The following is a 21671-nucleotide window of genomic DNA, read 5'->3' as shown; positions in this document are numbered from 1 at the left end:
CGCCTCGGCGATCCAACTCGCAGCGGCGACGGCGCCGCCAGGCGCCTGGGGATATCTGGACCCCCAACTTCTCGCGCAGCAAGCCGGAACGCCGGACCGTGCGCTCCCACGGAAACCGGCCCGGTGATACTGGCCAGATGAGGGGGTGTTCTTCGTGAGAGCAATCCTTAGATTAGGTCCGACGCCTCGGCGATCCGCCGTGTAGCGGCGACGGCGCCGCCAGGCGCCTGGGGATATCTGGAACCCCAACTTCTCGCGCAGAAAATCTGCGCTCCTACGAAGACCTACCCAGGGCCACCGAGCCCCTACCCTAAGAGAGCGATCCTTAGATTCGGTCCGACGCCTCGGCGAATCGCGCCGCCAGGCGTCTGCAGATATCTGGAACCCCAACTTCTCGCGCAGCAAGCCGGAACGCCGGACCGTGCACTCCCACGAAAACCGGCCCGGTAGCACCGAACCTTCGCAGGAGTGCACTTCGTGGGAGCGATCTTCAGATCGCGAATGGCGCCGCCAGGCGCCTGCAGATATCTGGAACCCCAACTTCTCGCGAAGACCTGCCCAGGGCCACCGAGCCCCTGTGGGAGCGATCTTTAGATCGCGAGGGGTTAGAGGATTCCTCGCGCAGTCGGGGTCAGCCCGGGTCGGGGGAGCCGCCGCTGGCGCTGGTCTGCCTATGGGGGTCGGCGACGCCCGCCTCGCCGGCCTCGCGCCCGGCGGCGTCACGGTCTTCGCCCCATTCGGCGCTGCCGTCGAGCCGGCCGCCGCCGTGGCCCTCCATGCTGACGCTGATACGCGGCACGCCGAGGTCAACGCCCTGCTCTTCCAGGCGCCGCTTGAGCATCAGGTTGAACGCCCGCGCCACGTCCCACTGCATCTCCGGCGCGGTGCGAAAGCGCATGCGCAGCAGCGGGCAGCCGTCCTCGAAAGCGTGAACGCCCTGCATCTCCAGCGGCGACCAGATGTGGTGGCGCATCATCGGGTCCTGGCGCAGGGCCTGGGCGGTCTCCTGCATCATGGCGATGGCATCGTCGATCTTCATGCTGTAGGGGATGCGGATCTTCATCAGCGCGATGCCGAACTGCCGCGACATGTTGTGAATCGAGTCGATGCGGCTGAAGGTGATGATGTGCACGATGCCATCCAGGTCGCGCAGCCGCACGGTGCGCAGGGTCAGTCCCTCGACGGTACCCATGTGGCCGTTGATCTGCACGAAATCATCCACCGCCAGTGAATCCTCGATGAGGATGAAGATGCCGGTGATCAGGTCCTGCACCAGGGTCTGGGCGCCGAAGCCCACCGCCAGGCCGATCACCCCGGCACCGGCCAGCAGCGGCGTGACGTTGACCCCCAGGTTGGCCAGCCCGACGATGGCGGCGATGATCACGATGGTGGCGAAGATGATGTTGCGAATCATCGGCGTGATGGTCTGGGCGCGGGCCTGGTTGACGCGACGCCCGCGGGAACGCGCCGAGGACGCCAGGGCGCGCTGGATGGCGGTGTCGGCGAAGATCCAGGCCAGCCAGGCCAGCAGCACAGTGAAGCCGATGCCGAGCAGCGCCTGGCCGATGCGCACGCTGGCCACGCCCTGGCGGCCGATGCCGATCAGCGACCCGCCCCACACCTGCATGAACAGCTCGGCGAAGGTGATCCACGCCAGCACGTGGGCCAGGGTATAGCCGAAGCGCTCCAGGCGCCGACGGTACTCGCGCCGGTAGCGCCGCTTGGTGCGGCGCTCGGCGTGGCGGCGAATCAGCCCGGCCACCACCAGGGTCAGCACCAGCAGCGAAGCCGAAATGATCGAGCGGGCCAGGGCGGTGCCCACATCGCCACCGGTGATGAAGATCGCCACCAGCGAGCCGCCGACCAGCAGCAGCGCCGGCACGTGCCACAGCCCACCCACCGTGCGCGCCATGTCGGCGGCGTTGCTGCTCTCGCAGCGATGACGGTAGGAACGGTTGTAGATCAGGTGGGTGATGGGCCGCTTGAAGCGCAGGATGAAGCGCACGCTGAGCAGCGCCGCCAGGATGTTGGCGAGCACCGAGCAGAGGCTTGCCAGATCGACGCCGATCGCCTCGGTGAGGCGCGAGGAGTTGAAGGCATCGCCCAGGGCGATCAGCGCGCCGATCACGAACAGCGGGCGCAGCGCCCGCTGGTGAAGGTGGCGCACGGCGACGAAGCGATGCCCGCGGGTGAACACCGAGACCACCGTTTCCACCACCACCGACAGCGCCCGCCCGCACAGCGCCACGTAGGCCACCACCAGCGCCCCGGTGCGCCCGGCGCTCTCCGGCACCAGTTGGGCGACGCCCAGCGCCAGCGCGAAGGCCAGCGCCCAGGGCAGCAGGCGGCGCAGGAAATGGATCAGCAGCAGCATGCCGCTGGGCTCCCGCGGCAGGTCCAGCGGCCAGCCTCGGCGCAGCGCCAGAATGCGCCCCAGCGCGATCAGGATCACCAGCAGCCCGGCCCAGATGCCCACCAGCACCGCCAGTTCGACGGTGAAGTTCAACAGCGCCCCGTCGCCGGTGCGCACCACCAGTTCGGTGAGGTCCGTCCAACCCTGGCGGAACTGCTCCTGCCAATCGTTGATCGGCGAGCGGCCCGACTCGGCCTGCTCGCCCAGGTCGTTGAAGGTATCCGCCAGCGCTCCCAGCAGGCCCTGCTGACCGCCGATCCCCTCGCTATCGGCGACCTCGCCGTTGGCCGTGCGCAGGGCTTCCAGGTCGGCCAGCAGCCTGCCGCGCTGCTGGTCGTTCTCCAGCGTCGTGATGATGCGGTCCAGCGAGCGCTGCAGGGCCTCGGGATCTCGGTTTTCCTCGCTGCCGCCGCCCCCGCCACCCAGGGCCGAGAGCGGCAGCGACTGGGCGGCCGCGACCAGCGGCATCATCGTGAGGACCAGCAGCAACAGCCCCTTCAGGGCCGGCGCGAGACGGGCTGCGACGGGCAACATCGGATCTCCCGGGTTGGGAGGGGAGTGATTTCCCCTCATCCTGTGACTGACGGGCAGTATGTTAGGCTTTGGCGGATGCGTCGGCGAGCGAAGGCCAGGGCTGGGCTCATTGTCGACGAGCCAGCGCACGCGTCGATGTTCCACGCCGCATGGTCGAGCGCAGGCACTTTTCCGCCAAGGCCCAAGCTGCCGATACCGTCACACAGGATGCCGTCATGACGCCGCAACCGCCACCCGTGCCCGACAATGCCCAGGGAAGGCCTCGCCGGGTCGGGGTCGAAATCGAATTCGCCGGCCTGCCGCCCCGCGACACCGCCTGCCTGGTGCAGGAACTGTTCGGCGGCGAGGTCGAGGTGCTGAGCCCTCACCGTCTCAAGGTCAGCGGCGCGCGCTGGGGCGACTTCGGCATCGAGCTGGACACCCAGTACGCCCATCCGGACGAACGCCTGGTCGACCACGAGGCCTACCGGGACAGCGAGTGGGAACGCATGCGCCAGGAGTTCCACGAACGCACCCGGGAGTTGATCGGCGACGTGGTGACCGGGCTGGTGCCGACCGAGATCATCTGCCCGCCGGTGCCCTGGAACGAGCTCGACGACCTCGATGCCCTCTTCGTGGCACTGCGCGAACACGGCGCCAAGGGCACCGATGCCAGCCTGCTCTATGGCTTCGGCCTGCACCTCAACCCCGAGGCGCCGAGCCTCGAGGTCGAGAGCCTGCTGGCCCACCTGCGCGCCTACCTGCTCACCGCCGGCTGGCTGCGCGAGCAGATCCGGGTCGACATCACCCGCGAAGTGCTGCCCCACGCCAATCCCTTCCCGCGGGCCTACGTGCTAAAGGTATTGGATCCGGGCTATGCCCCGGACCTCGAGACCCTGATCGACGACTACCTCGAGTACAACGAGACCCGCAATCGCGAGCTCGACATGCTGCCGCTGTTCGCCCACCTGCATCCCGAGCATCCCCACGAGCTGCTGGCCAATCGCCTGGTCCATCCGCGCCCCACCTATCACTATCGGCTGCCCAATGCCCAGCTCTCCGAGCCCGGCTGGGGCGCCGCCCAGGAGTGGAACCGCTGGCTGGAGGTGGAAACGCTGGCCGCCGCGCCCGACACCCTGGCCGAGCGCGGCGCCAACTACCTGGCCCGCCATCGCCCGGCCTGGCCGATCCGCGCCTGGCAGGCCCTGCGCCGGAGGTTCGCGCGCACATGAGGCAGGACGCCCGCCCCTTGATCGGTATCACCACGTCCGACCGCAAGAGCCGCATTGCCTGGTGGTTCGACTGGTTTGCCGTGTGGCGCCACGGCGGCCGCCCGCTGCGGCTATCACCCGCGCGCCCGCGGCCGACGGACCTCGACGGCCTGATCATCGGCGGCGGCGACGACATCGAAGCACACCACTACGGCGGCGAGATCCAGCTCGACGTGCGCGTCGACCCTGCGCGCGACGACCTGGAGCTTGCGCTGCTCGAGCGCTTCATCCCGCGTGGCACGCCGGTGCTGGGCATCTGCCGCGGCGCCCAACTGATCAACGTCCACCTGGGCGGCACCCTGGACCCGGACATCTACACCAGCTACGAAGGGCTCAAGCGGCGACGCACCGTGCTGCCGCGCAAGACGGTGGACATCGTCGGCGATAGCCGGCTGTATCGCATCCTGCGCGTCACCTGGTGTCGCATCAACAGCCTGCACCACCAGGCGGTGCGCCAGGCGGGGCGCGGCATCGAGATCGTCGCCCGCGACCGCGACGGCCTGGTACAGGCCATCGAGTCACGCGATCACGACTTCCTGATCGGCGTGCAGTGGCATCCCGAGTGGCTGGTGTTCAACCGCCCCCAGCAGCGCCTGATCCGCGCCCTGGTGAACGCCGCCGAACAACACCGGCAGCCGGCGTCGTAAGGAGACTGCTTGGCGGCGCGTTGCGTGGCATCGATCCTCAGATCGCGAGGGTTAAACCCCTTTCGCGCAGCGGAGCTGCGCTCCCACGAAGGTCAGAGACACCACCATCATCGCGCCGCAAGCTGGACCGGCGCTCCCACGAAAACCCGTTCGGTTGCGCCGAGCCTTTGCGGGAGTGTCCTTCGTGGGATCGAGCTTCAGGTCGCGAGGAGTGAGGGCCCCGCATAACGCAAGACGCTCCCACGGAAGCGGCTGCCCGCGGGAGCGACATCGGTTCGTGAAGGGATAGTCGGTCACTGGCGGAGGCTAGCCCTCCAGCTTGGCGTCCAGGGTGATCTCGGCATTGAACAGCTTCGACACCGGGCAGCCTGCCTTGGCCTTGTTGGCCGCGTCCTGGAAGGCCGCGTCATCGGCGCCGGGGACGCTGGCCCGGGTCTCCAGATGAATCGCGGTGATGCTGAAACCGCCTTCGCCCTGCTCCAGGGACACCGTGGCCTGGGTGGCGATCCGCTCGGGGGTGTGGCCCGCCTCGCCGAGGATCATCGACAGCGCCATGGAGTAGCAGCTGGCGTGGGCGGCACCGATCAGTTCCTCGGGGTTGGAGCCGGCCTCGCCCTCGAAGCGCTTGGCGAAGCTGTAGGACACATCGCTGAGCACACCGCTCTGGGTGGACACCGTGCCCTTGCCGTCCTTGAGGCCGCCCTGCCAGACGGCGCTGCCGTTCTTCTTGATGCTCATGTCGACTCCTTGTGTTGCGGGATGGCGCTAGCGCGCCGGATAGGTCGCAATCTTGCCTCTACACGATAGACCATGGGGATGATGTCTCCGGACCACAAGGCCGCATTGCATCCCCATCGGCTCACCGCCAGAATACATGGAAAATGTTTCCAAATACATGCACCCTCCATCATGACATCGAGAGGAAGCACCATGACGACACCCGCCCGCGTCACCCTGCCGGCCACCGCTCACGAACCCGCGGTGACACTCCCCGCCATCGGTCAGGGCACCTGGTTCATGGGCGAGGGCCTGGCCCCGCACGCCGACGAGGTGCGCGCCCTGCAACAAGGGCTGGACCTGGGCATGACGCTGATCGACACCGCCGAGATGTACGGCGACGGCGGCGCCGAGGAAGTGGTCGGCGAGGCGCTGGCCGGTCGACGCGACGAGGCCTTCCTGGTCTCCAAGGTCTACCCCTGGAACGCCGGTCGCGACACGGCGATCGCCGCCTGCGAAGCGAGCTTGGCCCGACTCGGCACCGACCACCTGGACCTCTACCTGCTGCACTGGCCGGGCGGCATCCCGCTCGACGAGACCCTGGAGGCCTTCGAGCGGCTGCGCGAGGCCGGCAAGATCCGCCGCTTCGGCGTCTCCAACTTCGATATCGACGACATGGAGGCCCTGCAGAGCGTTCCCGGCGGCGGCGACTGTGCGGTCAACCAGGTGCTCTATCATCTGGGCTCGCGAGGCATCGAGCACTCGCTGCGCCCCTGGCAGCGCGACCACGGCATGCCGCTGATGGGCTACTGCCCGCTGGCCCAGGCCGGCAGGCTGCGGCGTCGGCTGCTCGACCACCCCGAGGTCACGGCGCTGGCCGCCGAACGGCAGCTCACGCCGGCCCAACTGCTGCTGGCCTGGGCGGTGAGGCCCGTCGACGGGGGGCGCGACCTGATCGCCATTCCCAAGGCGGTGCAGCCCGAGCACGTGCGCGACAACGCCGCCATGCTCGAGACCACGCTCGATGACGCGGCCCTGGCGAGGATCGACGCCGCCTTTCCGGCGCCGAGCCGCAAGGAACCGCTGGATATCGTCTAGGTCCTGCACGAAAACCGTCCGCGCTCGCAGACGCTTCGTACAAGTCCTAGGATCGTTCGCGCAGGGCGGCGAGCGAGGCGGCCAGGGCCTCGCGGCCCTTGGCCTCCATCAGCGCCGCATTGCGCTCGGGAATGGCCTCGGGGTCGGGGTAGTGAGCGAGGGCGCGCTCCAGGCCGGCCTCGCGGATCAGGTGCCACATAGGCCAGGGCGAGCGGTTGGTGTAGTTGCGCGGGGCGTCCTCCGCCTCGCCCTCGAACTGGTAGTCCGGATGGAAGCTCGCCAGCTGGTAGATCCCCTCATAGCCCTGCTCCACCAGCAGCGCCTCGGCCATGCCCAGCAGATCCAGGTAATCATCGAAGTCCGCCAGGCCCTCGCTCAGCACCAGCACGGTGGTCTCGGCCTCGGCGTGCTGGTCGAGGTGCCAGCACTCCTCTACCAAGCGCATCAGGGCGGCGGCCGGGTCGCTGGCATCCACCTCGACGTAGCGGATACTGTCGCGGGCGACCTCGCGGCCGGCGAAGGGACACACCTCGAGGCCGACCACGAAGGTCTCGACCCAGGCGCGGGTGGCAGCGAGGGGATCGGCAAAATCGGTCATGGTCGGCTCATCGAGAAAAATGGAGTCGCAGTATACGCCGATTCCATCGGAGAGACCGGACGCCACGGTGATCGACTGCCGCTCATGCCTCATCAGCTCGGCGTCATCTGCCCCGAACGCCATGCTGGCCGCAGGGGGGCCGAAAATGGTCGCTAAGGCTCCCATCGAGTGCCACTCTTAGCGAATATTTCCAGCCCCCGACATGGGATAGGCTTATGCACACAGACACGATTTCCGCCGGTGTCGTGCACGACGTGCCGGAAGACCTGCGGCAGGTACTCGTCGGTGACGAGGCGGCCCTGGCGCTTTGGGAGGATATTACCCCCATCGCCCGCAACGAGTGGATCTGCTGGGTCGAGGATGCCAAGAAGCTCGAGACCCGGCATCGCCGCATTGCCAGGGTGCGCACGGACCTCAAGGCAGGAAAGCGTCGCCCCTGCTGCTGGCCCGGTTGCGCGCACCGATAGGCGAGGCATGGACGAGCCTTGCCCGGCCCCCTCAGCGCCGCTTCTGATCGCGTCGCGAGGCCAGCCGGTCGGCGAGCCGCGTCGGCTCCGGCAGCTTTGTCCGACCCAGGCAGGCCACCACCCACTCCAGCGCCGTGGCAAGCGACAGACGATGCCCCGACGAGACGAACACCGGCTTGACGCCTTCCCGAGAGCGCAGCACCGCCCCGATCGTCTCCCTGCCGTCGCCTCTCCCACCGACCCTGTCATCGACCAGCGGCGCCCAGTCGCCCCGCGCCGGGCCCGGCTCGCCGTGGCGGCCGCACAGCCGTTTCTTGGCCACGCCAAGGGTCGGCAGGTCCAGCCACAACCCCAGATGGCTGGCGACGCCCAGACGCCGCGGATGGGCAATCCCCTGGCCGTCGACCATCACCAGTTGCGGTCGGGCCGAGAGTTTCTCGAAGGCGGCCAGCGCCGCGGGCACCTCGCGAAACGACAGCAGTCCCGGCACATAGGGCATGCGCGTCGGCTCGCGATGCACCGCCTGCTCCACCACCTCGAAGGCGCCCTCGCCCGCCGGCGGCCAGGCCAGCACCACCACCGCGGCGCGGGTGATCTCGCCGTCCTGCTCGAAGCCGATATCCACCCCAGCAATGCGATGCACCGGATCAAGCCGATCCTTGCGCTCCACCCGACCGGCCAGGCGCTTCTGCAGGGCGATGGCATCGATGGGAGCAAGGTTCCAGTCGTGCAGGGGGAGAGAGGGCATGAAGGCTCCTGATATGGCGGCGGTGCTCGGGTTAGACTACGGGTTTTGCCGTGTGACGGAACACCGGGGAGCCCATGCTGAGACTGATCCACACCGCCGACTGGCACCTGGGCCAGAGCTTCCATGGTCAGGAGCGCTTTGAAGAACACCGTGACTTCCTGGCCTGGCTGCTCGATACCCTGGTCGAGCGGGAGGCCGACGCCCTACTGGTGGCCGGCGATATCTTCGACGTGGTCAATCCCTCGCTGCGCGCCCAGGAACTGCTCTACGACTTCATCGTCGGCGCCCACGAACGCCTGCCCTGCCTCGACATCGTATTGATCGCCGGCAACCACGACAGCGGCAACCGCATCGAGCTGCCCGCCCCGCTGATGCAACGCCTGCGCACCCACGCCCGGGGCCGGGTGAGCTGGCTCGACGACGGCCGGCTCGACACCGAGCGCCTGCTGGTGCCGCTCACTGACGCCACCGGCGAGACCCGCGCCTGGTGCCTGGCGCTGCCCTTCCTGCGCCCCGCCGAGGTCACCGGCGCCCAGGCCCGCGCCGACGAAGACGACGAGGCGCCCAACGACTACGTCGCCGGCATCGCCCGGGTCCACGAGCAGCTGATCGCCGCGGCCCGCGAGCGCCGCGAGCCCGGCCAGGCGCTGGTGGCCATGAGCCACGCCCACTTGAGGGGCGCCGCCGTTTCCGAGGCCAGCGAGCGGCCCATCGTGATCGGCGGCGAGGAATCGATCTCCGCGGCGCTGTTTCCCGACGACCTCGCCTACGTGGCGCTGGGCCACCTGCATCGCGCCCAAGAGGTCGGCGAGGCGCGCATCCGCTACAGCGGCAGCCCATTGCCGCTGGACTTCAGCGAGGTGAACTATCCCCACCAAGTCGTCGAGGCGACCCTCGACGGCGAGGAGCTGACGGGCGTCGAGGCCATCCCCGTGCCGCGGCCGGTGGCCATGCATCGCCTCGGCCCCGCATCGCTCGACGAGGTGCTGGCCGAGCTGGAGGCGCTCGAGGTCGACGACACCCTCTCGCGCGAACGCTGGCCGTGGCTGGAGGTGCGCGTCGAGCTCTCGGCGCCGATGCCCGACCTGCGCGCCCGGATCGATGCCGCCCTCGAAGGCAAGCCGCTGCGTCTGCTGCGCCTCGAGCGCCGCCTGCCCGCCGTCGCGGCCGAGGACGCCCCCGAGCGGGTCGACCTGGAGACCCTCGGCCCCCGCCGGCTGTTCGAGCGCACCTGGCAGGCGCGCTGGGGCGAGCCGCCGGACGAGGACGTGCTCGCCGACTTCGACCGGCTGCGCCAGGACGTGCTGGACGACGACGAGGAGGCATCGGCATGAGGATCCTCGCCCTGCGCCTGGCCAACCTGGCCTCGATCCCCGGCCCGCTGACGCTCGACTTCAGCGCCGCCCCGCTGCGCGATGCTGGGCTGTTCGCCATCACCGGCCCCACCGGCGCCGGCAAGAGCACCCTGCTCGATGCCCTGTGCCTGGCGCTCTACGGCAGCACGCCAAGGCTGCGTCAGGCTCCTGGCCGCGAGGCCCCGCTGCCGGACGTCGGCGATGCCACGCTCAACACCGCCGACCCGCGCACCCTGCTGCGCCGCGGCACGGCCAGCGGCCATGCCGAAGTCGATTTCCTGGGTCGCGACGGACGCCGCTACCGTGCCCGCTGGGCGGTGCGCCGGGCCCGCGAGAAGGCCGGCGGCCGCCTGCAGGCCGCCGAGCAGTCGCTCACCGACCTGGACGACGACCGCCTGCTGACCGCCCAGAAGCGCGAGTTCGACCGCCTGCTGCCCGAACGCCTCGGACTGACCTTCGAGCAGTTCACCCGCGCCGTGCTGCTGGCCCAGAGCGAGTTCGCCGCCTTCCTCAAGGCCGACGACAACGAGCGCAGCGATCTGCTGGAGCGGCTGACCGGTACCAGCGAATACTCCGCCATCTCCATGGCCGCCTACCGTCGCGCCAGCGAAGCCAGGAAAGCCGTGGAGAAGATCGAGGCCCGGCTCGCCGACGACCTGCCCGCCGAGGCCGAGGCGCGCGCCGAACTGGAGCGGGCCGCCGAGGCGACCCAGCGAGCGCTCACCGACTTGCAGAAGCGCTCGGAGGCGCTTCAGGCCGAGCAGCGATGGCATGACAAAGATGATCAACTGCAAGCCGCCTTCCAGCGGGGCCAGACCGACTTGCACAAGGCCGAAGACGTCTGGGAGACGCAGGCCCCCGCCCGGGAGGATCAGGCGTGGCGGCGGGTGATACTGCCCCAGCGCCATCGGCTGACGCGCCAGGCCGAGCTGCCCGGTGAGCTCGAGGCGCTTGACGCGGCTCAGGCCAAGACGAAGCGAGCGCTTACCGACGCCGAGACCGCACGGGAGCAGACCAGGCTCGCCAGCGAGACCGCCGAACGCACGCTGACCGAGGCCGGAGAGGCCCGCCGCCAGGCCGAGCCCGCGCTGCGCGAGGCTCGTGAGCTGGCCACTCACCTGGCCAGCCTCGAACATCAGGTATCACAGCAGGAGAAGATCCAGGCCGAGCGGCAACAACAGCTGAATCACTGGGAGGCCGATCACCAGCAGGCCCAGGCGGAACATCAGCAACGCCGCCAGCAGCACGATGACTGGCAGGCGACGCTGAAGCAGCTGTTGGGGGAACACTCCGAGCTCGAAGAGGCCCGCCAGACATGCCGTCATGCCCTCGACCAGGCCGCCCAGCGCCAACTGGACCTGGATGATCTCGCGAGTCGCTGGCAGCAGTACCAACGTGCCGTGAGCCATCAACAGCGGCTGCTGGAGCAGATCCAACAGCAAGAGCCGCGGCTAGACCGGCTGCTGGAACAGGGCCAGCAGGCCAGGCGGCAGCTCGATGACGCCAAGACTCGGCATCGTACGGTCACCGGCATCATCGAGCGCAGCCGGGCAGCGCGTAGCGAGAGCGTCATCGCTCTGCGTGAGGCGCTGACCGAGGACGAGCCGTGTCCGGTCTGCGGTGGGTTCGAGCACCCCTGGCGACTTCATCCTCCGGCCTCGCCGGAGGCCGAACAGCTGGCCGCTCAGCAACGGGAAGAGGAACGCCAACTCCAGGAAGCCAACGGGGCGCTGGATCAGGCCCAACAGGAGCGCGACCGACTCTTCAGCGAATACAGTGCGCTCGATGCCTCTCTCAAGCAGGCTCGTCAGGAGCTTCAAAGCGCCGAACGGCAAAGCCAGGCAACACGCGAGTCCCTCGAACAGCATTCGCTGCATGTCGAGCTCGTGACTATCGAGCCGGCTCATCGCGATACCTGGCTGGCCGAGCAAACCAAGCAAAGCAAGGCCAGCCGGACACATCACGAACAGACACTGGGCAGGCTGAACCAGGCCGAGCAGCAGATCGAACCGCTGAAGCGAGCCCTTCAGGAAGACGCTACCCGGCTCGCGCGTCTCGACACTCGCCGAGAGGGCCTCGACAAGGAGCTGCAGGCACTGGCCGAGCAGCTGCCCCCGCTCCGAAGCAGACGCGACGAGCTTGCCCGAGAGCTTGCCACCAGGCTCGGCGAACACGCCTCGCCGGACGCCTGGCAGCAGCACCTCGACGCCCGCCAGCAGGCCGCCAACACCGCGCGAGACGCGGCCCTGGCTCGCTATCACGAGGCACAAACCGAGCATCAGCGCCTCGCCCAGCAGGCGGCCCACGAGGCCGAACGGCTCGAAGCACTGCGCCGCGAGCGCGACACCCTGGAAGCCGAGCTGGCCGAGTGGCGGCAGACACATCCGGAACTGGATGACGCCACCCTCACCCGGCTGATCGCCCAGTCTGACGACGAAGCCGAGCGCCAGCGAAAACAGCTGGAAGACGCCGAACAGGCCCGCCAGCAGGCCGCCGCCGCTCTCAAAGAACGCCGCCAGGCGCTGCTCGATCATCGCCGCAATCAGGAACTGGTGGGCGAAGACGAGCACGAGACGGCGCTGTTGGACGAGGCCGCCAAGGCCGAGATCGTCCGACGCCGCGAGGCGCTGAGCGAAGAGCGCGAAGCCCTCACACCAAGGCTGAACGCCGCCCAGCAGCAGCGCGACGAGGCCGTCCACGCCCTGCGCGACGATGACCGCCGGCGCCAGCGCCAGCAGGACGCCCAGGCCGAACTCGCAGCGGCGCGCGCCGAACACCGCCGCTGGGGCCGTATCAGCGAGCTGATCGGCTCCGCCGACGGCAAGGCGTTCCGGCGCATCGCTCAGGCCTACAACCTGGAACAACTGCTGGAGCATGCCAACGCCCACCTCGGCGGGCTGTCGCGGCGCTACCGGCTGGTGCGCGGCGGCAGCGAGCTCGGCCTGCTGGTGGTGGATCACGACATGGGCGACGAGCGCCGCTCGGTGCATTCGCTGTCCGGCGGCGAGACCTTCCTTGTGTCGCTGGCCCTGGCGCTGGGTCTGGCCTCCATGGCCTCCGGCGAGCTCACCATCGAATCGCTGTTCATCGACGAAGGCTTCGGCAGCCTCGACCCGCAGTCGCTGGCGCTGGCCATGGAAGCCCTCGACGGCCTGCAGGCGCTGGGCCGTCGCGTCGGCGTCATCTCCCACGTTCAGGAGATGCACGAGCGCATCCCGGTGCAGATCCGCGTCGAGCCGCTGGGCAACGGCACCAGCCAGGCGCGGCTGGTCAGCGGCTAATGATCCCGAGACACACGGAAAGATGGAAGGAGACGAGGATGCCGGAACGCCAAGAGACGACGCGCAGCCTGCTGATCACCGGCTGTTCCAGCGGAATCGGCCACGCCGCGGCCCATGCCATGGCCAAGCGCGGCTGGCGGATCTTCGCTACAGCAAGAACCACCGAGGACGTCGCGCGGCTCGAAGAGGAAGGCCTGGAGGCCCTGCGGCTGGATCTGGCCGACAGCGCCTCGATCAAGGACGCGGTGGCCGAGGTGCGCGATCGAACCGGCGGAGAGCTGACGGCGCTGTTCAACAACGGCGCCTACGGCCAGCCCGGCGCGGTGGAAGACCTGAGCCGGGACGTGCTGCGCGAACAGCTCGAGACCAACCTGCTCGGCACCCACGAGCTCACCACTCGGGTGCTGCCGATGATGCGCGCCCAGGGCCACGGGCGCATCGTGCACAACAGCTCGGTGCTGGGCTTCGCTGCCCTGCCCTATCGCGGCGCGTACGTCTGCTCCAAGTTCGCCCTCGAGGGCCTCACCGACACCCTGCGCCAGGAGCTCAAGGGCAGCGGCATCCACGTCAGCCTGATCCAGCCCGGCCCCATCGCCAGCCGCTTCCGCCACAATGCCCACGCCGCCTTCAAGGCCAGCATCGACGCCGTCCACAGCGCCCACGCCGACACCTACGTCAAGGTCGAGGCCCGCCTTTCCAGCGAGGACGGCAAGGGCGCCTTCACCCTGGGCCCCGAGGCGGTGGTCGACAAGCTGATCCACGCCCTCGAGAACAGACGGCCGAAACCACGTTACGCCGTGACCGTTCCCACCCACCTGTTCGCCGCCCTCAAGCGAGTGCTGAGCACGAGAGGCATGGATCGGGTGCTGCTGCGTGCGACGAAGAGCGAGCGGGAGTGAGTGGCTATTTCTTCCACGAGCCCGGCGTCATGCTGGCGAGGGATGAGCGTTGTTCCGCGTGGAGTCCTAGAAGCCCCCCATGGCGTCGAGCTCCTGGGCTCGCTCGGCAGTCTCGCGCAGCATGCACTCATTCGCGGAGACTCTCGCCAGGGTCCCGCCCGCCGTGGCATAGAACTGGCAGTTCGCATCGCGATACTGGATCCACAGCCTCTGGGCCTGCAGCAATGACTGACGGCGCTGTTCGGAAAGCTCACCCCGTAATGCCTGGTAAGCGCCGTTCAGTCGGGCATCCTGCGTCTCCAGTTCCTCGGCGATGCAGTCGATCATGTCGACGGTAACACCGCCCGCTTCCTCCATGCAGGCGGTATAGCCAGGCGTGTAGGGCTCATTGGCATAAGCAAGTGGCGACAGCGCCAGGCACAGCATCATGATCCCGATTTTCTTCATCAACGCCTCCTTCGGTCAGTCGTTGCAAGGTCTCGGCACACGCCGTGCCAGAAGGGTTCACCTGCGGAACACGTCGAACCATTGCCTCGCGTCACAATACGCCCTTCTCTTTCAGGTACACGAGACCGACGATGACGGCCAGGACCACCGGACCGACATACCAGAGCAGCTTGTTGAAAGAGGCGAACGACGTCTTGGTGGCCGAGGACTCCACCCGAACCAGCTCTTCCTCCGACATGCCCGTCGTGACCCGATGATTCGCGTCGTCCAGGAAGGCAAGCGCGTCGTGATACTGCGAATCCAACAGGCCCCATAGCCCGACTTTCAAGGCACCTGTCACCACGCCAGAAGCCACGTGGGAGTGACGTGACGATATATGCGTGGGAATTCCCTCCCTGCGCAGTCTCAACGCGGCATCCTGGGCTTGCATCACGTCGTCATACTGCCTGATCAGCCTCACGTTCCCTCCCTGTTCCAGCAAGGCTCAAGGCTGGAGGATCGCCGCCATGCCCCCAGGGCCGGCGTCGCGACTCGCTCACGCCATCATCGTGCGCATGTCGCTGCAGGCTCAGGCATGGTACGAACAACCGGCGACGCGCACTTCGCCCTCGTGTTCCTTGAAGCCATAGATCAGCAGCCCCGGCGCCTCGCGCTTCTCGAAGCCGACCTTCCACATCACGATCACGTTATCCGGGTTGCGATGTATCGCCACCAGCTCCCCGATACGGTGCACGCCATAGATGTCGTAGTTTTCCGCTATCTGGCGCTGGAACTCGGCTTCCGGAAAGGTTTGCTCCACGTCTTCGAGGATCAGGTAGCGACAGAATGCCTGATAGTCCTTGTCGTTCCATGACGCTTCGGTGTGCTCCGCCAGCGGCCTGACGACATCCAGAAGCTCGCTATCGCTGAGAGACGTCAGTTTCATGCTACCTCCTTGTAAACCGGCTGAGATGTAACAGCGAGCCTAGGCGATGAGAACGTTTCCAGCCATTGGTTCCTGTGCCTTCAGCCCTCGTGCAAGACACCTCGAGCGCACGGCAGGTCTCGACAAGAACCCCTGCCACACAAGAACCAAATGGCAACATGACCTACCTATCGCGTCGCCAATGGCGTATTATCCTGCCGCCAACGGTGGATGTACCCGATCCGCTGTTCCTTCGGCGGCCCTACCCGGGCCGCCGATTCTTTCAGGAGAACCACCATGTCCTCTGATCCCGTCACCCTGATGGTGGCGCGCCGCGTGGCCCGTGGGCGCTACCGCGACTTCATGCATTGGCTCGAGGAAGGCCGCGAGCTCGCCGCCGACTTCGCCGGCTACCTGGGCTCCGGCGTGCTGGCCCCGCCGCCCGCCGACGACGAGTACCAGATCATCTTTCGCTTCCGCGACGCCGAAACCCTGGCGGCCTGGGAACATTCGGCCTCGCGCCGGGCCTGGCTGGCCCGCGGCCAGGGGCTCTTCGAGGCGCCCCAGGAGCATCGCGCCACCGGCCTGGACCGCTGGTTCCAGCAACCCGGCACGCCAACTCCTCCGCGCTGGAAGCAGGCCATCGCCATCTGGCTGGCCTTTTTTCCGGTTTCATTGGTCTTCAAGGTGCTGTTCGGCGACGCCCTGGCCACGCTGCCGCTGGTGCCTCGCGTGCTGGCCGGCACCCTGATGCTCACGCCGGTAATGGTGTTCCTGTTCATCCCACTGTCGACCCGGCTGCTGGGGCCCTGGCTACGCGGCGAACCGTGGCGCACGCCCCAGCTGCGACGCCGATCGACCTGATCGACGTCGCCTCCCCGCCCCACCTCCGGCGGCGGGGGAACGGCCATCCTCCTTAGCGGTGAAACTGCTTCTCACGCTCGGGTTGCCAGAAAATGGCATCGATCCGAAGGCGGGCTTCCGTTGCGTTGGGCAGCGGCCATTCGATGATGTCGCCGACCCTGAGACCGATCAATGCCGCACCGATTGGCGCCATGACGGAGATACCATCCTCCACGCTTCCCAGCGAATGGGGATACACCAGGGTGCGAATCATCTGCCGACCACGACTCAGGTCGCTGAAGCGAACCTGGCTGTTCATGCTCACCACGTCATCCGGCATATGCTCGGGGTCGAGAACCTCGCCTCGCGCCAGCTCTTCTTCCAGCAGCTGTGCGACAGCCAGATCCTTGTCGGTAGCGTCATCGATCAAGCGCTGCAAGCGTTCCGCATCGAGACGGTTGATGATGATGGGAGGACGCTGTCCCATGTTCACTCTCCTTGGAAAGCAAAAAGTCACGCAGCCAAAGCTGGACTGACGTTGGATCAACGATATTCGTGACGACCAACGAAAAGCAGCCCTTCCCCGGGAGGAAAGGACTGCCTGCTGACGTCAGTATAAGGGATCGCCTTGACGAAGGCGATCAGGACAGTCCCTGTTCGATCATGGCATCGGCCACCTTTCTGAAACCGGTGATATTGGCCCCCAGCACCAGATTGGACGGATCTCCGAATTCTTCCGCCGTCGTGGCGCACTGTTGATGGATATTGGCCATGATATTCCGGAGCTTTTGATCGACCTTTTCCATCGGCCATTGCGCCATGCTGCTGTTTTGCGCCATTTCCAGCTGGCTGGTCGCCACGCCTCCGGCATTGGCCGCCTTACCGGGGCCATAGGCAATCCCAGCGTCGAGAAAACACGCCACGGCCTCCTTGGTGCTCGGCATATTGGCCCCCTCGCTCACGCAGCGCACGCCGTTGGCAAGCATCACGCGAGCATCGGCGCCCGTCAGCTCGTTCTGGGTGGCACAGGGAAAGGCGACATCCGCAGGAATATGCCAGACGCCGTGGCCGCCACTGGGGTAGTCGCACACCGGTATATACCGTGCCCGAGGGCGCTCGTTCAGGTAGTGCTCCAGCGATGTACGCTGGACCTCCTTGAGCCTCTTGAGCACGGCCAGGTCGATACCCTCGGGATCATGAATGGTGCCGCGAGAGTCGCTGCAGGTAATGGGCCGAGCGCCCAGTTCGTGGAGCTTCTCGATGGTGTAGATGGCAACGTTGCCCGCCCCTGACACCAGGCATCGCTTCCCATCAAGACCATCGCCGCGCGCCGCCAGCATGTTCTGTGCGAAATAGACCGCTCCATAGCCGGTGGCTTCCTTGCGACCGAGCGAGCCGCCCCAGGCGAGCCCCTTGCCTGTCAGGATGCCCTCGTAGCGGCCCGTCAACCGTTTGTAATGCCCATACAGATAGCCGATTTCCCGCGTCCCGACACCGATATCCCCCGCGGGAACATCGCAGGTCGGGCCGATGTGGCGATACAGCTCGCTCATGAAGGACTGGCAGAAACGCATGATTTCGCCGTCGGATCGGCCTCGGGGATCGAAATCGGCGCCCCCTTTGCCGCCACCCAGTGGCAGGCCAGTCAGGGCATTCTTGAATATCTGCTCGAATCCCAGAAACTTGATGGTGCCGGAGGTCACGCTGGGATGAAAACGAAGCCCGCCCTTATAGGGCCCGAGCGCCGAATTGAATTGCACCCGATAGCCCTTGTTGACTCTCACTTTCCCGGTGTCGTCCAGCCAGCTGACACGAAACATGATTTGACGCTCAGGCTCGACGATTCTCTCGATGATGCCGTGGTCATGGTAGCGAGAATGATGCTCGAATAGTGGACGCAAGCATTCCAGGACTTCTTCCGTGGCCTGATAGAATTCCGACTGTGCAGGACTACTCTGCTTGAGTCGCGTCAAGGTGTCATGAACGTAGGGCATTTAGGCGTACCATTGGCAGAAAAAACATGTATCCGCTGGCCAGAGCATGCCGGTATTTAACTGCTGGATATCGCCTCTTGCATACCCTATGCCGGTCAGGCATAGGCAAAAATCCCGCGCCATCAAGACCAAAGTCTAAGACCGAATGTCTTGGCGAGCTTCTCTCAGGCGCTTCTCATAAACGCACAATCAACGACATTCATGTGCCGGACCTGCCGAGATCTCTCCGTCACTCCGCCACCGGGCCCATCCCGTCGGCCCCGGTGGCGTGATAGGCTAGGCTTCGCCTTTCACCTTCGGAGCCAGATCATGACCGCCGCCCAGTTCCTCGAGAAGCTGGTGGGCTTTCCCACCGTCTCCCGCGACTCCAATCTGGACCTGATCGCCTTCATCGAGGCCTGGCTCGACGAGTACGGCGTCGAGCACTGGCGCGTCGACAGCGACGACGGCACCAAGGCCAACCTGCTGGCCCGCATCGGTCCCGCGGTGGAGGGCGGCGTGGTGCTCTCCGGCCACACCGACGTGGTGCCGGTGGACGGCCAGCCCTGGTCGACCGATCCCTTCACGCTGACCGACAAGGGCGACGGCCGCCTCTACGGTCGCGGCACCTGCGACATGAAGGCCTTCATCGCCTGCGCCCTGGCCGAGGTGCCGCGCTGGGTCGAGCTCGAACTGGAGAAGCCGATCTATCTGGCCTTCTCCTACGACGAGGAGGTCGGCTGCATCGGCGCGCCGCGGCTGATCGAGCGGCTGATGGCCGACCACCCGCGCCCGGCGGCGGTGTTCGTCGGCGAGCCGACGCTGATGGCGCCGGTGGTCGCCCACAAGGGCGCCACCAACCTGCGCACCACGGTGACCGGCCGCGCCTCGCACTCCAGCCAGGTCAACCAGGGTGTCTCGGCGATCCACGTGGCCGCCCGGCTGGTCACCTTCATCGAGGACGTGATGGCCGACCTCAAGGCCGAGGGACGCGTCGACGAGGCCTTCAACGTGGTCCATTCGAGCCTGCACGTGGGCAAGATCAGCGGCGGCACGGCCATCAACATCATGGCCCGCGAGTGCAGCTTCGACTGGGAGATCCGCCACCTGCCCTCCGACCGCTTCGAGGACCTGATCGGCCGGGTCGAAGCCCATGCCGAGCAGCTGCAGGCCGGCATGCGCGAACGCGCGCCCGAGGCCGGCATCCACACCGAGCGGCTCAATACCACGGTGCCGGCACTGGCCGACGACAACAACGCCGAGGTACTGACGCTGTGCCGGGAACTCGTCGGCGAGGCTCCGGCCGGCGCCGTGGCCTACGCCACCGAGGCCGGCCAGTTCCAGCGCGCCGGCCTGCCCACGGTGATCTGCGGCCCGGGCAGCATCAGCCAGGCCCACCAGCCCGACGAGTACCTGGAGATCGAGCAGCTGGAGGCGGGTTCGGCCTTCATGCGGGCACTGGGCAAGCGGCTGAAGAAGGAGGCCTGAAGATGCCACGACTGGTGATCGTCAAGACCGGCGATGCCTTCGCCGACGTGATCCGTGACCACGGCGACTTCGAGGCGCTGTTCCGCGCCCAGCTGGCGCCGGTGTGCGAGGGCCTCGACCTCGAGGTGTTCGATGCCCGCCACGACGGCGCTCCGCCGGCGCTCGGCGCCAACGACGGCCTGGTGATCACCGGCTCCCATGCCATGGTCAGCGACGCCGAGCCCTGGAGCGAGGCGCTCAAGCCCTGGCTGCGCCAGGCGCTGGCCGACGATGTCGCCATGTTCGGGGTCTGCTACGGCCACCAACTGATGGCGGCGGCCTTCGGCGGTGATAGCGGCTACCACCCGGCGGGCCGCGAGACCGGCACCCACCGGGTACGGCTGACCGAGACCGGGCATCGCGATCCGCTACTGGGGACGCTTCCCGAGGCCTTCCCGGCCCAGCTCACCCATGCCCAGTCAGTGCTCGCCGCGCCGTCGGGCGCCGAAGTGCTGGCCGAGAACGATCACGATCCCTACCAGGCGCTGCGCTACGGGCCACGGCAGTGGAGCGTACAGTTCCACCCGGAATTCACCCCGGCGGTCATGCGCGCCTACCTGCATCACCAGTACCAGGGGCTGGCCGAGCAGGGCCGAGACCCGGAAGCCTTACTGGCCGCGGTGGCCGCCACCCCGGAAGCCACCGGCCTGTTGCGCCACTTTTGCGAGCTGTTGCAAAGAGTCGACGATACGGCCTGACACCAAGGTCATATTGACGAAATGTGCAACATACCACACGATATGTTGAAACTTCTTCGGACGCACGACTCGTGAAGGACAGGCAGCGCAAGACATCTCCAAGGCCCAGCGTGGCCGACTTCCTGGCCGAAGCCATCTTCTCCGGCCGCTACCAGCCGGGCGACTTCGTCCCCAAGGAAGTTGACCTCTGCGAGCAGTTCGCCATCAACCGCTCGGCGGTGCGCAGCGACCTGCGCCAGCTGGTGGACGTGGGCATCATCGAGCGGATCTCGGGCCATGGCTCCAAGGTCCGCGAATACGCCGAGTGGAACATCCTCGACCCCCAGGTCACCGACTGGATGACCCGCTACGCGACCCCCAACCCACGCATCCAGCAAGAGATCCTGTCGTTCCGCCTCGATGTCGAGCCCTATGTGGCGATGACCGCCGCCAAGCGCGCCACCGCACGCGACCTGGTGGCCATCGAGGAGGCCTTCGAGGGCATGGGGCAGAACCTGCATGGCGACGACGGTCAGGACGGTCGGCTGCACAGCGACTTCGATGTCGCCTTCCATGTCGCCATCTTCAAGGCCACGCACAACATCGTCTGGGCGCAGCTCTCACACATCCTGCGCCCCTCGATCTACATGCTGATCGAGACATCCAACGTCAGCGCCAGCGATCCCGAGGAAAGCCTGGAGCGACATCGCCAGCTGATGGAGTGCATCCGCGCCCGACAGCCCCGTGAGGCCTTCCTGGCCGCCCAGGCGGTGCTGAAGGGCACCGCCGACGCGCTGGGCATCGAGCCCGGCGACAGCGCCCTGGGTCGTCAGCTCACCTTCAACTGAGACAAGCCATGACCACAGCGGCGGACGCCCTCCCAGGCGCCCGCCGCAGCCTCTTCCCTCTTCCCTCTTCCCTCTTCCCTCTTCCCTCTTTAGTGATTGTCCCGCGGCGGGCTGACCCGGGCCACGTCGCGATACTTCGTCGCCGGCGCCAGGGTCATGCCGCGATCCAGCGGCTCGACCATCGAGCGCTGGATCTCCTGCCAGGGCGTCTGATGGTCCGGGTAGCGATAACCACCTTCGGCCGCCAGGCGCTCGCGGCGCGCGGCCAGCTCGGCGTCGTCGACCATCAGCGTCACCTCGCAGCGGGTGAGATCCACCCGCAGCCGGTCGCCGCTCTGAAGCAGCGCCAACGGCCCGCCGGTGGCGGCCTCCGGCGAGGCGTTGAGGATCGACGGCGAGCCCGAGGTCCCCGACTGGCGCCCGTCCCCCAGGCACGGCAGCGACT

The 21671-nt window shown here is 67.2% G+C and carries 20 protein-coding genes and 1 pseudogene; 11 read left to right on the top strand and 10 right to left on the bottom strand.

Annotated features, from left to right (window positions below; genetic code table 11):
• Positions 1–631: 631 nt before the first annotated feature.
• The gene (locus FHR96_RS19880) at positions 632–2947 is read right to left on the bottom strand and encodes a mechanosensitive ion channel family protein (protein ID WP_183389469.1); all 2316 of its coding nucleotides are present in this window, start codon (positions 2945–2947) and stop codon (positions 632–634) included.
• Positions 2948–3162: 215 nt separating this feature from the next.
• Between FHR96_RS19880 and FHR96_RS19875 the strand changes: the two genes are divergently transcribed.
• Entirely contained in the window at positions 3163–4158 is a 996-nt protein-coding gene (locus FHR96_RS19875) for an amidoligase family protein (protein ID WP_183389468.1), read from the top strand.
• Positions 4155–4844: a gamma-glutamyl-gamma-aminobutyrate hydrolase family protein gene (locus FHR96_RS19870; protein WP_183389467.1), complete on the top strand. Its 690-nt coding sequence runs from the start codon at positions 4155–4157 to the stop codon at positions 4842–4844. The genes FHR96_RS19875 and FHR96_RS19870 overlap by 4 nt, the downstream gene beginning before the upstream one ends.
• A 306-nt stretch (positions 4845–5150) precedes the next feature.
• Here FHR96_RS19870 and FHR96_RS19865 read toward each other — a convergent pair whose 3' ends face one another.
• Positions 5151–5582, bottom strand: a complete 432-nt coding sequence (locus tag FHR96_RS19865; protein WP_183389466.1) for an OsmC family protein — start codon at positions 5580–5582, stop codon at positions 5151–5153.
• 192 nt (positions 5583–5774) lie between these two features.
• Between FHR96_RS19865 and FHR96_RS19860 the strand changes: the two genes are divergently transcribed.
• Positions 5775–6659, top strand: coding sequence for an aldo/keto reductase (locus tag FHR96_RS19860; protein WP_183389465.1), 885 nt, complete (start codon positions 5775–5777; stop codon positions 6657–6659).
• A gap of 46 nt (positions 6660–6705) precedes the next feature.
• Here the strand turns inward: FHR96_RS19860 and FHR96_RS19855 are convergent, their stop codons facing one another.
• Complete coding sequence (locus FHR96_RS19855) at positions 6706–7257, bottom strand: DUF1415 domain-containing protein (RefSeq protein WP_183389464.1); 552 nt, start codon at positions 7255–7257, stop codon at positions 6706–6708.
• A 215-nt stretch (positions 7258–7472) separates the two neighbouring features.
• On the opposite strand from FHR96_RS19855, the gene FHR96_RS19850 reads away from it, so the two are divergent.
• A complete protein-coding gene (locus tag FHR96_RS19850) occupies positions 7473–7724 on the top strand; it encodes a YdeI/OmpD-associated family protein (protein WP_183389463.1) in 252 nt (83 codons plus the stop codon).
• Between the two features lie 31 nt (positions 7725–7755).
• On the opposite strand, the gene nfi is transcribed toward FHR96_RS19850, so the two are convergent.
• Complete coding sequence (nfi, locus tag FHR96_RS19845) at positions 7756–8472, bottom strand: deoxyribonuclease V (protein WP_183389462.1); 717 nt, start codon at positions 8470–8472, stop codon at positions 7756–7758.
• 74 nt (positions 8473–8546) lie between these two features.
• Here nfi and FHR96_RS19840 point away from each other — a divergent pair, with 74 nt between their 5' ends.
• Genes FHR96_RS19840 through FHR96_RS19830 form a run of 3 tightly spaced genes read left to right on the top strand, consistent with a single transcriptional unit; the run spans position 8547 to position 14007 of the window.
• Positions 8547–9806 (top strand): exonuclease SbcCD subunit D, encoded by a 1260-nt coding sequence (locus FHR96_RS19840; RefSeq protein ID WP_183389461.1) that lies wholly within the window; start codon positions 8547–8549, stop codon positions 9804–9806.
• Positions 9803–13108 carry an AAA family ATPase gene (locus FHR96_RS19835; protein ID WP_183389460.1) on the top strand — a complete coding sequence of 1102 codons (3306 nt, stop codon included), beginning with the start codon at positions 9803–9805 and terminating at the stop codon, positions 13106–13108. The genes FHR96_RS19840 and FHR96_RS19835 overlap by 4 nt, the downstream gene beginning before the upstream one ends.
• 38 nt (positions 13109–13146) lie before the next feature.
• A complete protein-coding gene (locus FHR96_RS19830; protein WP_183389459.1) occupies positions 13147–14007 on the top strand; it encodes an SDR family oxidoreductase in 861 nt (286 codons plus the stop codon).
• 66 nt (positions 14008–14073) lie between these two features.
• Here the strand turns inward: FHR96_RS19830 and FHR96_RS19825 are convergent, their stop codons facing one another.
• From FHR96_RS19825 to FHR96_RS19815, 3 genes are all read right to left on the bottom strand, one after another.
• On the bottom strand, positions 14074–14454 hold the full coding sequence (locus FHR96_RS19825; RefSeq protein WP_183389458.1) for a lysozyme inhibitor LprI family protein: 381 nt from the start codon (positions 14452–14454) through the stop codon (positions 14074–14076).
• A gap of 91 nt (positions 14455–14545) precedes the next feature.
• Positions 14546–14914: a hypothetical protein gene (locus FHR96_RS19820; RefSeq protein ID WP_183389457.1), complete on the bottom strand. Its 369-nt coding sequence runs from the start codon at positions 14912–14914 to the stop codon at positions 14546–14548.
• 108 nt (positions 14915–15022) lie between these two features.
• Positions 15023–15379, bottom strand: coding sequence for a hypothetical protein (locus FHR96_RS19815; RefSeq protein WP_183389456.1), 357 nt, complete (start codon positions 15377–15379; stop codon positions 15023–15025).
• A 276-nt stretch (positions 15380–15655) separates the two neighbouring features.
• On the opposite strand from FHR96_RS19815, the gene FHR96_RS19810 reads away from it, so the two are divergent.
• Positions 15656–16222 (top strand): antibiotic biosynthesis monooxygenase, encoded by a 567-nt coding sequence (locus FHR96_RS19810; RefSeq protein WP_183389455.1) that lies wholly within the window; start codon positions 15656–15658, stop codon positions 16220–16222.
• 52 nt (positions 16223–16274) lie between these two features.
• Here FHR96_RS19810 and rnk read toward each other — a convergent pair whose 3' ends face one another.
• On the bottom strand, positions 16275–16688 hold the full coding sequence (rnk, locus tag FHR96_RS19805) for a nucleoside diphosphate kinase regulator (protein WP_183389482.1): 414 nt from the start codon (positions 16686–16688) through the stop codon (positions 16275–16277).
• Between the two features lie 154 nt (positions 16689–16842).
• Positions 16843–18195 carry an NADP-specific glutamate dehydrogenase gene (gdhA, locus tag FHR96_RS19800; protein ID WP_183389454.1) on the bottom strand — a complete coding sequence of 451 codons (1353 nt, stop codon included), beginning with the start codon at positions 18193–18195 and terminating at the stop codon, positions 16843–16845.
• A gap of 309 nt (positions 18196–18504) precedes the next feature.
• Here gdhA and argE point away from each other — a divergent pair, with 309 nt between their 5' ends.
• The 3 genes from argE (at position 18505) to FHR96_RS19785 (ending at position 21226) form a co-directional block, all read left to right on the top strand.
• A complete protein-coding gene (gene argE / locus FHR96_RS19795; protein ID WP_183389453.1) occupies positions 18505–19662 on the top strand; it encodes an acetylornithine deacetylase in 1158 nt (385 codons plus the stop codon).
• Between the two features lie 2 nt (positions 19663–19664).
• Entirely contained in the window at positions 19665–20399 is a 735-nt protein-coding gene (locus tag FHR96_RS19790; RefSeq protein ID WP_183389452.1) for a glutamine amidotransferase, read from the top strand.
• 71 nt (positions 20400–20470) lie between these two features.
• On the top strand, positions 20471–21226 hold the full coding sequence (locus FHR96_RS19785; RefSeq protein WP_183389451.1) for an FCD domain-containing protein: 756 nt from the start codon (positions 20471–20473) through the stop codon (positions 21224–21226).
• A gap of 89 nt (positions 21227–21315) precedes the next feature.
• Here the strand turns inward: FHR96_RS19785 and FHR96_RS19780 are convergent.
• Positions 21316–21671 (bottom strand): annotated as a pseudogene (locus FHR96_RS19780) (dihydroxy-acid dehydratase domain-containing protein); the annotation flags it as partial.

The sequence above is a fragment of the Halomonas organivorans genome, from assembly GCF_014192055.1.
GTDB lineage: Bacteria > Pseudomonadota > Gammaproteobacteria > Pseudomonadales > Halomonadaceae > Halomonas > Halomonas organivorans.
The sequence above is the reverse complement of the archived record's forward strand: the minus strand, read 5'-3'. Positions and strand labels throughout refer to the sequence as shown.